This is a genomic window from Microvirga sp. GN3 (assembly GCF_055792825.1).
In genome coordinates this window covers 1-11,333 of the sequence record NZ_JBVVAK010000210.1, presented here as the reverse complement: position 1 = coordinate 11,333, position 11,333 = coordinate 1, and the positions used below count along the sequence as shown (strand labels likewise).

Below are 11,333 nucleotides of genomic sequence, written 5' to 3'. Positions count from 1 at the left end.
AGGCCGGCAAGGGCTTTGCCGTGGTGGCGACCGAGGTCAAGGAGCTGGCGAGCCAGACGGCCAAAGCGACGGACGAGATCTCGGCCCAGATCGGCTCGGTGCAGCAGGCGACGCAGCAGACGGTGGCGGCGATCCAGGAGATCGCCCGCACGATCACCGAGATGAGCCAGATCTCGACCGCGATCGCGGCGGCGATGGAGGAGCAGGGGGCGGCCACGGCCGAGATTGCCCGCAACGTGCAGGAGGCGGCGCGCGGCACGGAACAGGTGACCGTCAGCATCGCCGATGTGCATCAGGGCGCCGGCGAGACCGGGGCGGCGGCGTCCCAGGTGCTGGGAGCGGCTCGGGAACTCTCGCATCACTCCAATAATCTCAACCGCGAAGTCGCCACCTTCCTCTCCGGCGTCAAGGCAGCGTGAAGTTCAAAACTCACACCGCCGTTATGGTACGAGGACCGGGCCTATGAGCCCGGTCTTTTTGTGGCATCGTCATATCTGAACGCTCCCTACCGGCAAGGGATTTGTTGAACGTGAGTGCAAGTGGTCGGGTGCAGTCTTCTGTCCGGCCCGTTGATGCAGCCGGATGGCGGCTGCTGGCCCTGATGAATTCTGATGCCTGATCGCCGAGAGTGATCGATGCTCCGGGAGATCATGTTGGAAACCACGAGCATGCCACCGGACATACTCGCCAGGCGTGAACTTGAAAAGGAGGCGCACGTATTTGCGCGCCTCTGTCGAGTTGCTGTCGTCAAACTTGGATCCGGGACACCTGAAGCCGTCGCGTAACCCTTTCTGGTGCCTCAGGGGCGCATGTTTTCGCTACGTGCTTCGTTCCCGTCACTGGGCAGGTCCTGCGCGGACCCCGCGAAGGGCTCGGTTGGGCCCTTCGCGGGTCGGGTGAACCATTCCGGCCCGGTTTCCGTCATATGGATGTGGTCTTCGAGGCGGATGCCGAACCGGCCCGGAAAGACGATCATGGGCTCGTTCGAGAAGCACATGCCGGGTTCGAGGATGGTCACGTTGCCACGCACCAGATAGGGCTCCTCGTGAATTTCGAGACCGAGGCCATGACCGGCGCGATGCGGCAGGCCCGGAAGGGCGTAGTCTGGCCCAAGACCGTATTTGGTAAGAACGCAGCGTGCCGCATCGTCGACGCTGCCGCAGGTCGCGCCGGGACGGGCCGCTTCGAAGACGGCCTGTTGCGCTTCACGCTCGATCCTCCAGGCATCGGAAAATTCCCGTGTTGGCTCCTCCAGCACATAGGTGCGGGTGAGGTCCGAATGGTAACCGTCGAGCCGGCAGCCGGTATCGACGAGGATGACATCGCCGGGCGCATAGACCTGGTCGACATCGGCTCCATGGGGTAGCGAGGTCGCAAACCCGAAGGAGACGATGCAGAAGGTCGAACTACCTTCGGCGCCAAGCGCGCGATGCTGTTCATCGATGTAGCGCACCACCTCGGACGCCCGTACGCCCGGCCTGATGAAATCGTGCGCCCGGCGATGGACCTCCAGCGTCAGGCTCATGGCATGCTTGATGAGGTTGATCTCCGCCTTGGACTTGCGGCGCCGCAGATCGCGGACCAGTTCACCGCCATCGACGAGACGGTCGGCGCCGAAGGCACCCGCGAGCTGATGGTAGACGAAGAGCGGGAGGGCATCGTCGAGCGCGAGCTTGACGCCGGACGGGAGGAGCGAGGCGAGCAGCGCCGCGCTGCTTTCGTCCTCCTGCCAGACGATGATCTCGCCCGCAACGCGAGGGAGGGTCTCCACGCGGCTCCGTTCGAACCCCGGCGCAATGTAATAGAGACCCTTCGGCGTCACGAGCGCGCCGAGCAGGCGTTCGCTCTGCCGCCAGACAAGACCCGTGAAATAGCGAAGATTTTCCGTCGCACCGAGTAGCATGCCGCCCAGCCCCTTTTCCGCAATCGAGACCTGAAGGCGGGCGATGCGTTGGTACCGCTCATCATCGGTAATCCTCGGGATAGGGTGAGACCAGGTCATATCCAGCTCCATTGCTCCGGCACTTGCGGCCGGATTATTCGATTCACGGCGCGAGTGGCACGCGACGCCGTTTCGCCCGTGTCTCAGGCGATGGCCAAGAGAGACAGGCGCGGGTGCAGCCCCGTCCGGGATACGAGCGCCTCCGCGATCTGGACGGCATTGAGGGCCGCGCCCTTTCGCACGTTGTCGGCCGATCCACAGATGAAGCCCGTGCGGCACGGTCCGGTCCTCGTGGATCCGCGAGACTCAGACTGGGTCGGTCGGTGCCCGCCAAGTCGAGCGGCGTGGCATAATCTCCGGCGCGGTGCGGAGGGCGCTCGAGCTCCACGCTCACCGCTTCCGCATGGCCCACGAACACTGGCACGCGCACGCAAGTCGCCGCGACCGGGAGATCGGGAAGACCCAGGATGCGCCGGCTCTTTGCCTCCATCTTCCATTCCTCCTTCGTGCGTCCTCCAGGAACACATTGATGTGGGGCACCACGTTGAAGGCGACGGGCTTCTCGCCGCCGCCCTTGAGCGTCCGCTGCGCTTCCGCGCGGAAGGCCCGCAGGTTGAGGTCCACCGCATCGGCCTGGCTCATGAGCCGATCGAGCACCCGCCGTCCACCATCGGCTAGCCGAGAGGCAGGCAGCGACCCTGCTTTAGGACACGGTCTGAGCAATGTCGCCAGTGGATGCGGCGATCAATTCGCGCGTGTAGGGATGCATCGCCTTGTGCGCGATGAGATCCTCGGCTGAGAGCCGCTCGACAATGCGGCCCTGTTGCATGACGGCAAGCCGGTCGCAAAAATGCGCGACGACGGACAGGTCATGGCTCACGAAAACGCTGGTGACAGGCCTCTCCTGGCGAACCGTGACGAGCAGGTTCAAGATCTCGGCTTGGACGGAGGCATCGAGGGCGCTTGTCGGCTCATCGAGCAGCAGGACCTCGGGCTCGAGGGAAATGGCGCGGGCGATCGCGACACGCTGACGTTGGCCTCCGGAAAGCTCATGCGGAAACCGGAAGCGAAATCTCGCGCCAAGCCCGACCTGATCGAGCACCGTTTCGATGCGTCGGTCGATGTCGCCTAGCTCATGCAGCTTCAGTCCATCGGTGAGGATCCGGTCTACCGTATGCCGCGGGTTGAGCGAGGCGTAGGGATCCTGGAAAACCATCTGGACGCGGCGGTGAAACGCTCGCGGCGGCGATTGGCTCGGCTCGAGCCTCTGGCCGGCGATCTCGGTCCGCCCCTGCCAATTGGTGGACAGGCCCGCAAGCACTCGCAGGAGGGTCGATTTGCCGGAGCCGGAGCCGCCGACGAGGCCGAAAGTTTCGCGAGAAGCAACAGCAAGGTCGGCCTTGTGAACGGCGTGAAAACGGTGACGACCCGTCCCGTGAAACACGTCCACGGCCTCAAGGGAAATCAGAGAGGCAGCTGCCATCACGCGTCCTCCCATGTTGGATCCCGGCTCAAGGTGGGCAGCATGCGTCCTCGCGTTCCTGGTGATGGCAGGCAGGCGAGAAGCCCCCGCGTATAGGGATGGCTCGCTGCTTCGAGGTGCTTGGCATCGAGCGTTTCAACGACCCGCCCACGATACATGACCAGGATGCGGTCGCAGAAGCGGGCCACCATCGGAAGGTCATGGCTGATGAGGATGAGGCCGAGGCCGCGCTCGGCAACCAGCTTGTCGAGAAGGCGAAGAACCTGCTCGCGCACGATCACGTCGAGGGCACTCGTCGGCTCGTCGGCGATCAGGAGATCCGGGCTCGACACCAGCATGGTCGCGATCATCGCCCGCTGGCCCATGCCGCCTGACAATTCGTGCGGATAGGCGCTGTACACGCGCGTGGGATCATCGATGCCCACAGCCTTCAGCATCGCGAGGGCACGCTGCCGGCGTTCAGTTCGTCCTACTCGCTCATGCAGACGCATGGTCTCCTCAATCTGAGTACCGATGCGCTTGACAGGATTGAGCGAAAATTTGGGATCCTGCAGGATCATCCCGGCTTTCTTGCCGCGCAGAGACCGCCAGCCGCGAGGATTCAACGACAGCAGATCGGTGTCTTCCAGGCGCAAGGAGCGGGCCGTCACCTGACCCGGAGTGCGCACAAGGCCGAGAATGGCGCGGGCGGTCATCGACTTGCCTGAACCGGATTCCCCGACGATGCCGATTTTCTCCCGCCCCATGGTGAGGGAAAAGTCGCGCACCACCGGAAGAGGCCCCTCCGAGGTCGGAAAGGTTACGGTGAGGCCGTCGACCTGAAGAAGAGGATGTGCCATGGCCGGGTGCCGCTCAATCATGATGCTTCGGGTCGAGCACATCACGCAGTCCGTCGCCGAGCAGGTTGAAGCCGAGACTGACGAGTACGATCGCAAGGCCCGGAACGGCGGCCACCCACCAGGCATCGAAGATATGATCGCGCCCGGCCGCGATCATCGCTCCCCATTCGGCCATGGGAGGCTGGGCCCCAAGGCCGAGGAAGCCGAGACCGGCCGCCGTGAGGATGATGCCGGCCATATCGAGCGTGGCGCGGATTGCTGCAGAGGAGAGACAGAGCGGAAGGATCTGCCCCGTGATGATCTTGCCGCTCGGCATGCCAAGCCCACGGGCTGCCTCCACGAACTCCGAATGGCGCAGTGCCAATGTTTCGGCACGTGCCAGCCGAGCGTAAGGGGGCCATGCCGTGATGGCGATGGCAATCACCGCATTGATGAGCCCCGGTTGCAGCACGGCAACGAGCGCCAAGGCGAGGATCAGGCGGGGAAAGGCCATGACAATGTCGGTCAGGCGCATGAGCACCACCTCGATCCAGCCGCCGAAATAGCCGGCAAGCAGACCGACAGCGACGCCGAACGGTGCTGAGAGCGACACCACGAGCACCACGATCAGCAATGTCGGCTGTGCACCGTAGAGCAGGCGGCTGTAGAGATCGCGTCCCAGCTGATCGGTGCCGAGCCAATGGGCCGCGCTCGGCGGCGTGAGACGGGCCGAGAGATCCTGGGCCATGGGATCATGCGTAGCGAGGAGGGGCGCCAGGATTGCCATCAACACCAGGGCGAGCACGATGATGCTGCCGGCAAGCGTCGAGGGATTGCGGGCAGCACGGCGGATCGCCCTGGCGATCTGCACCAGACGGGCCTGTGCCCGCGAGGACGGCTCCAGGTGAGAGCCGACATTGCCGGGAAGGGGGGCTGTAGAGGTCGCGATCATCGGCTGCGTGTCCGGGGATCAAGGAGAGGATAGAGGATTTCGGAAATCTTGTTGAGCAGAACGAAGCACACGCCGACCACGAGCGTTCCACCGAGAACGGCAGGCATGTCGGCGGAGAAAAGGCTGTTGGTGATATAAAGGCCGAGCCCGGGCCAAGCGAAAACCGTCTCGGTGAGCACTGTGCCTTCGAGAAGCTGGGCATAGGCGAGCGCGATGACGGTAATGACCGGAACGAGCACGTTCGGCAGGGCATGGCGCCAAAGCACATCCGCTTCGGAAGCCCCCTTGATACGCGCCGTGGTCACATATTCCTTGCCGAGCTCCTCGATCATGAAGCCGCGGGTCATGCGCGCAATGTAGGCAAGAGAGAAATAGCCGAGGAGCAGGGCTGGCAGAGCGATGTGGGACAGGGCGCTGCGAAACGCATCCCAGTCCCCCGATCGCAGGGTATCGACCAGCATGAGGCCGCTCCACTCATCGATTGAGTAGCGATAGGCAGTGTCGATGCGGCCGGGCCCGCCGGACCAGCCGAGCTGGGCATAGAAGATGAGCAGGCCAATGAGGCCGAGCCAGAAGACCGGCGTCGAATAGCCGAGCAGCGAAATGCTGCGAATAATCTGGTCCGGCCAGCGGTTGCGCCGGTGCGCCGCGTAGACGCCGAGCGGCACGCCGGCGAGGATGCCGATCAGAATGCCGAGCGTCGATAATTCAACGGTTGCGGGAAAGACCCTGGCGATATCTTCCGAGACCGGGCGACCGCTGAGGCTCGACTGGCCGAGATCCCCTTGAGCCACGCCTTTGATATAGCGGCCGAACTGAACCCAGACCGGCTGATCCAGGCCGAGGGCCTCCCGAGCCTTGGCATAGGTCTCGGGAGACGCTTTATCGCCGACGGCAGCAACGACCGGATCAATCGGCATGACCCGGCCTACCACGAAGGTGACGAGGAGAAGGCCTGCGAGAGTCACGGCGAGCGTCGCAAAACCCCGCGCAGACGCCATGCCAGCGTAAGCAAAACTCCTCATCAGTCGTGTCCTCAGTTCTTCGTCACGTCGCGATAGACCACGAGGTCATTCGTCGGGCCGTGAATGAAGCCCTTCACTTCACCGCGCAGCGCCACCTGCGCCTGAGCCTGGAAGGTCATCGCCCAGGGCGATTCCTTCAGCACGGCACGCTGCAACTCGCGATACATGTCGAGACGCTTGGCGGGGTCACGCTCCACGAGAGCAGCTCTGGTCTTGGCCGAGAGGTCGGGAATGAGCCAGGAGTTGCGCCACGTGGTGGTGCTCTGCGGGCTGCCATCCGCATTGTCGACATTGTAGGCGAAAGCCTTAGCGTTGGAATGCGGATCCATGAAATCGGGTGCCCAGTAGAGCAGCATGCCTTCATGCTGGCGTGCCCGGTACTTGGTGATCACCTGGGCCGAAGTGCCCGGAATGAGATTCACCTTGATGCCGGCTTGGCCCATGGTGGCCTGGATCGACTGCCCGATTTCCGTAAAGGGCGAGGAGGAGATCATATCCATGTCGATGGTAAGCCCGGAAGGCACGTTGCCCTTGGCCAGGATATCCTTGGCCTTCGCGACATCGAGTTTGTAGGGGTTCTCGTTCACGGAGCCCGGGAAGCCTTCCGGCCAGAAGGTCTGGTGCACCTTCATCTGGCCCTTGAGCAACGTGTTGGCGATGCCGTCGTAATCGATGAGATACTTGGTCGCTTCCCAGATCGCGGGGTTCTTCAGCTTATCGTGCTTGAGATTGAGGCTGAAGAAATGCAGGGCCGCCTGGGGATAGGTTTCGACCTTGATCCCACCCTTGTCCTTGACGGCGGCAATCTGATCGGGTCCGAGATTGCGGGCAATATCGGCATCGCCCGACTCGATCATCAGGCGCTGGGTCGAAGGCTCGGCCACGTGGTTGAATACCACCTGGTTCATCTTCGGCGCGCCCTTGAAGGCATCCTTGTTGGCATCAAGCACCACGGCCTCGCCGGGGCGCCAGATTCGGAGCTTGAACGGGCCTGAACCCGCCGAATTGCGCGACAGCCAGGCGTTGCCGAGATCGTTGTCCTTAACGTTCTTCAGCGCCTCCTTCTCGTCGACGATGGAGCCAGGGCGGGAGGCGAGCGCGTTCAACACGAAGGACGGCGCGAATGTCTCAGGGATCGTGAGGGCCACCTCGGTGTCAGAGATCTTCTTGATCATCTGCTCCACATTGTCCGGCTTCCAGCCGAACTGGGTGAGGATGAAGGCTGGCGCCTTATTGAGCGTGACGACACGGCGCAGTGAGAACACCACGTCCTCCGGACGAATCGGATTGCCCGAGGCGAACTTGGCGCCCTGACGCAGCTTGAAGGTGAAGGTCTTGCCATCGTCCGACACGGTCCAGCTCTCGGCAAGACCCGGAGCGATCTTTTCGATGTCGGTCGGATTGTACTCGACCAGGCGATCATAGATGTTGGCGACGATCTCGCCGCTGGTGAACTCGTAGGCCTGCGCCGGATCGAGACTGACGATGTCGTCGATGTTCTTGGCGACAACGAGTACGTTCGGCGGTGACTTTGCCTCCAGCGTTGTCGCACCCGCCATGAGCGCGAGAGCTGAGGCGGCTAGCATGAGACGCATTGGTTTCATCGTTCTTCCCCTCTGTCCTTTAAGCGCCGTGCTCCAAAAGCACCGGCAGGATCTGCCTTGCGATAAGCATCGCCGACTCGACATGGCGCTCTTCATAGGCGCCTTCGCGGTCGAGCAGGTTCACGGTGCCGAGCACCGCCCCACCGAAGATGATCGGCAGGTTCATCACGCAGCCAAGGCCAAGGCCGGTGATAGTCTCGTGATCGGGAAAGAGCGGGGCAAAGCCGGCCGGGGTCTTGGCCAGGAAGGGCTTCTGCTCGGTCCGCACCCGCTGGGTATAGGCATTCGGCAGCACAGGCTTGCGGCCCCCAACCGGATAAACATCCCTATTGGTGGAATGGATGCGCTCCACCTCGCGGCCACCGGCAAGCATCCGCGCGACGGTGTAGAGCCGGTGCCCGACCGCCTGTGAAAAGGCCTTGCCGGCCGCCTCCAGAACTGCGGTGGGTTGCTGCGGAGCCGCCCAGGCCTCCTGTACGCTCAAAGCAAGTTGAATCGCGTCACTCATTCCATCGTCCTCACGGGTGTATGCCTTGTGGCGTATCGCCATTGCGAAAAACGGGCACCGTGCCAACCCAGATCACCTTCACGGGGGCCTTGCCGCGGTTGGCATAGGAATGCGGACTGTCGCCGCGGAAATGGCAGGTGTCTCCAGGGCCAAGCACGATGGTGGTCCCATCGATGGTCTGATGGAATTCGCCAGCCACGATGTAGATCCACTCTTCTCCCGTGTGAGAGATCGTCTCCGCGCGGTAGCCCGGCGGAACATGAATCATGACTGCATCGATCTGCTGGCCTGGAAAAATCGTAGAAAGGCGCTCATAGCGCAGGGTCGAACTGCCGATAGAGAATTGCGCCCGCTGCCCGTCGCGGGTGACGGCATCGGCGTTCAGGCCCACTTGAAGGAAAGTCGAAACCGGCAGGCCCAGAGCCTCCGAAATGCCAGCGAGACTTCCCAGGGAGGGCGTCGCCTTGCCCCGCTCTACAAGTGACAGGAAGGCCGAGGAGATATGGGCCCGTTCGCAGGTCTGGGCGAGGGTGAGGCCGCGCTTCTGGCGTTCCTGCCGGATGAGGGCGCCCAGATTGGAAACAAGCACCTCGCGGGCCTGCCCGGGGGCGGACTGGTTCAATTGGTCGGGGTTCGAAATGCCGCTTTCCATCAAGCGGAGCATTTCAGATTTTTTTATGGAAGTAAAATTTTTTAAATGGCCTGAGCTCGGCGACTTCAAGACCGGTGGACAGAACCAACGCTTGCCGCGGCGGGACCTTGTGGGATCGCCTCACGTGGGTTCCGCATGAATCCAACAAAGTGAATTGCTGAGGGGATCAAGCCTCCAAGGAACGCAGTTTGGTTATGGCTGTAGGCACCAGTTCTTGGATTACATCGGTCCGCTCACGGCATCGGGCAGGTCCAATGAGGTTAGAGTTCTGGTCCAGCCGTGGTCCAGCCTCCGGGCAGGTCCAGACACACAACGGACCTTCAGCGGGTGCGTTCTACAAACGGGTTCAAGGAGCAAAGGCCCGCCTCATGGCGTGAGGCGGGCTTTGTGCAATTTAGGCAGCGATCGCCTGTTGACGCAGAACGTCATCCAAAGTGACTTCGCCTAGGAACCCGCCTCCGCTGCGAGCGGCCTCGCCGCGCTCGATCGCGTGCGCAAAACGGACCGCCGGATCAGCCTCCAGCTTCTCGAACAGTCGCTGCAAGCCGGGATAGCCGCGGCGATCGACAACGTCGTGATACTTGGTCCACCGCGCGATGCCGGCGAAGTAGGCATCCGCCAACGTGCATCGATCGCCCAGCAGCCAGTCCTTGTCGCCGAGGATTCCTTCGAGGTCGGCATGAGCCTTGGCCACCTTCGCCGCTCCATAGGCCCTGAGAACGTCCTTGTCGGATCCTTCAACCCCATGCTCAAGGGCGTACCAGAGCGGGCCGAAGGCGGCGAAGAAGCTCGTGTTAAGGAACGCCAAGACCTGGTTGAGCCGATCAAACTCCGGCGTGCCCTGGGCGAAGGACAACCCCTTGCCGATCCCCCGCGCGCCGAGATGGTGGAGGATTGCCATACTCTCACTGATCCGCTCGCCCGTGGCGGCCACCAAGGTCGGCGTCTCGCCGGCAGGATTGATCTGGCGGTAGGCCTCGCTCTGCACGACCTCCGGCATCTCGATGCGGCAGAGCCGGTACGGCTCTCCGAGCCATTCCAGGGCAATGATCGAGCCGAACGAGCATCCCGACGGAATGCCGTACATGAGGGTCTGAACCATGGGTATTTCCTTGTGTCTGTGACGACACCAAGATGGCACCATGGACTTAGAGGCTGTAGCGGCTACTTTGAAAACCCAAAGTCCACAAGCGTGAACATTGGCGCATGAGGTTCAACTTCAACGATCTGCATATCTTCGTCCAGGCGGTGAACAGCGGGGGCTTCGCGGCCGCGGCGCGTCACCTGGGCGTTCCTAAGTCGACAATCAGCAAGCGCGTCGCCGAGCTTGAGGTGGATCTCGGCATTCGCCTGATCCATCGCACCTCGCGCAGTTTCGTGCTGACCGATGTCGGCCGGGATTTCTATGATCATGCCCGCGCGGCCGTCATTGAGGCGGAGGCGGCCGAGAGCGTGGTGCAGCGGCGGCAGGCCGAGCCGCAGGGTACGGTCAGGATCACGGCCTCCGTGCCGGTGGCGCAGTTCCACCTTGCCGACCGCCTGCCGGTTCTCGCACGAGCCTATCCCAAGCTGGACCTGCAGCTCCACATCACCGACCGCTTCGTCGATCTGATCCGGGATGGCTTTGACATCGCGATCCGAAGCCATTTCGCGCCGCTGCCCGATTCCGATCTCATGCAGCGCCGGATGAAGGTCGAGCGGATCACGCTGGTCGCCTCGCCGGACTACCTGGCACGGCGGGGCACACCTGAGCGCCCCGAGGACCTCGTCGGACATGACGGGCTCCTGACGGGTCCCGCATCGAGGACATGGCACCTGAAGGACTGCAACGGTCATGCGGTTCAGGTCATGCCGATGGTGCGGCTGGTAGCTGATGAGTCCTCGGTGCTGTTGAGGGCGGCGGCTGCGGGACTTGGCATCGCCTGTCTTCCTGAAGCCATGTCGGCGGCCTTAATGGAAAGCGGCGCGTTGATCCAGGTGCTCCCGGACTGGGCTGCCGGTAGCGTGACCTCCACGATCCTGACACCGCACCGGCGCAGCCAGCTTCCAGCCATCAGGGCAGTCATCGACTTCCTGGCGGGCGGCTAACGGCCGGTGGGCGACGGCTCCAGCGAGGATCGTTGGAAGGGTTAGGTACGCGCCAAGGATTTGGCGTGGAGAGCACTGGCCCAACCACGAGCGACCGGCCATGGGGGTGCATGAGTAAGCGGGGAGATTGGGGGCGAGGGATTGAACGAAGCCGCTGACGCGGCATTTGGTGCCCGGGGATGCGGATGATGCTTCTGTTTTGAAGGATTGCGGCTGTTGAAGCGCAATTCCAGAACAGGAGATCAAGATGGTCGAGTTGAG

General features: G+C 62.8%; 13 protein-coding genes. 3 read left to right on the top strand and 10 right to left on the bottom strand.

The features are described 5' to 3' along the window. Window positions 1-419 (top strand): methyl-accepting chemotaxis protein (locus ACS5Q1_RS43200; protein ID WP_473104002.1); only part of this gene is annotated, 419 nt, incomplete at its 5' end. Between the two features lie 380 nt (window positions 420-799). On the opposite strand, the gene ACS5Q1_RS43195 is transcribed toward ACS5Q1_RS43200, so the two are convergent. Beyond that, window positions 800-2,002 carry a M24 family metallopeptidase gene (locus ACS5Q1_RS43195; RefSeq protein ID WP_473104001.1) on the bottom strand — a complete coding sequence of 401 codons (1,203 nt, stop codon included), beginning with the start codon at window positions 2,000-2,002 and terminating at the stop codon, window positions 800-802. 43 nt (window positions 2,003-2,045) lie between these two features. Next, window positions 2,046-2,432, bottom strand: coding sequence for an Asd/ArgC dimerization domain-containing protein (locus tag ACS5Q1_RS43190; protein ID WP_473104000.1), 387 nt, complete (start codon window positions 2,430-2,432; stop codon window positions 2,046-2,048). 41 nt (window positions 2,433-2,473) lie between these two features. Between ACS5Q1_RS43190 and ACS5Q1_RS43185 the strand changes: the two genes are divergently transcribed. Then, complete coding sequence (locus ACS5Q1_RS43185; protein ID WP_473103999.1) at window positions 2,474-2,620, top strand: hypothetical protein; 147 nt, start codon at window positions 2,474-2,476, stop codon at window positions 2,618-2,620. A 25-nt stretch (window positions 2,621-2,645) separates the two neighbouring features. Here the strand turns inward: ACS5Q1_RS43185 and ACS5Q1_RS43180 are convergent, their stop codons facing one another. From ACS5Q1_RS43180 to ACS5Q1_RS43145, 8 genes are all read right to left on the bottom strand, one after another. After that, on the bottom strand, window positions 2,646-3,425 hold the full coding sequence (locus tag ACS5Q1_RS43180) for an ABC transporter ATP-binding protein (protein WP_473103998.1): 780 nt from the start codon (window positions 3,423-3,425) through the stop codon (window positions 2,646-2,648). Further along, a complete protein-coding gene (locus ACS5Q1_RS43175) occupies window positions 3,425-4,264 on the bottom strand; it encodes an ABC transporter ATP-binding protein (protein ID WP_473103997.1) in 840 nt (279 codons plus the stop codon). The genes ACS5Q1_RS43180 and ACS5Q1_RS43175 overlap by 1 nt, the downstream gene beginning before the upstream one ends. Window positions 4,265-4,277: 13 nt before the next feature. Further along, on the bottom strand, window positions 4,278-5,195 hold the full coding sequence (locus ACS5Q1_RS43170; RefSeq protein WP_473103996.1) for an ABC transporter permease: 918 nt from the start codon (window positions 5,193-5,195) through the stop codon (window positions 4,278-4,280). Continuing rightward, complete coding sequence (locus tag ACS5Q1_RS43165; RefSeq protein ID WP_473103995.1) at window positions 5,192-6,220, bottom strand: ABC transporter permease; 1,029 nt, start codon at window positions 6,218-6,220, stop codon at window positions 5,192-5,194. Before ACS5Q1_RS43165 ends, ACS5Q1_RS43170 begins: the two co-directional genes overlap by 4 nt. Before the next feature lie 11 nt (window positions 6,221-6,231). Next, window positions 6,232-7,824, bottom strand: coding sequence for an ABC transporter substrate-binding protein (locus tag ACS5Q1_RS43160; protein WP_473103994.1), 1,593 nt, complete (start codon window positions 7,822-7,824; stop codon window positions 6,232-6,234). A 19-nt stretch (window positions 7,825-7,843) separates the two neighbouring features. Next, a complete protein-coding gene (locus ACS5Q1_RS43155; protein WP_473103993.1) occupies window positions 7,844-8,332 on the bottom strand; it encodes a GAF domain-containing protein in 489 nt (162 codons plus the stop codon). 10 nt (window positions 8,333-8,342) lie between these two features. Continuing rightward, a complete protein-coding gene (locus ACS5Q1_RS43150; protein WP_473103992.1) occupies window positions 8,343-8,996 on the bottom strand; it encodes a helix-turn-helix domain-containing protein in 654 nt (217 codons plus the stop codon). A 382-nt stretch (window positions 8,997-9,378) separates the two neighbouring features. Then, entirely contained in the window at window positions 9,379-10,086 is a 708-nt protein-coding gene (locus ACS5Q1_RS43145; RefSeq protein ID WP_473103991.1) for a glutathione S-transferase family protein, read from the bottom strand. 104 nt (window positions 10,087-10,190) lie between these two features. On the opposite strand from ACS5Q1_RS43145, the gene ACS5Q1_RS43140 reads away from it, so the two are divergent. Continuing rightward, window positions 10,191-11,072 (top strand): LysR family transcriptional regulator, encoded by an 882-nt coding sequence (locus ACS5Q1_RS43140; protein ID WP_473103990.1) that lies wholly within the window; start codon window positions 10,191-10,193, stop codon window positions 11,070-11,072. The last annotated feature ends 261 nt before the right edge of the window (window positions 11,073-11,333 follow it).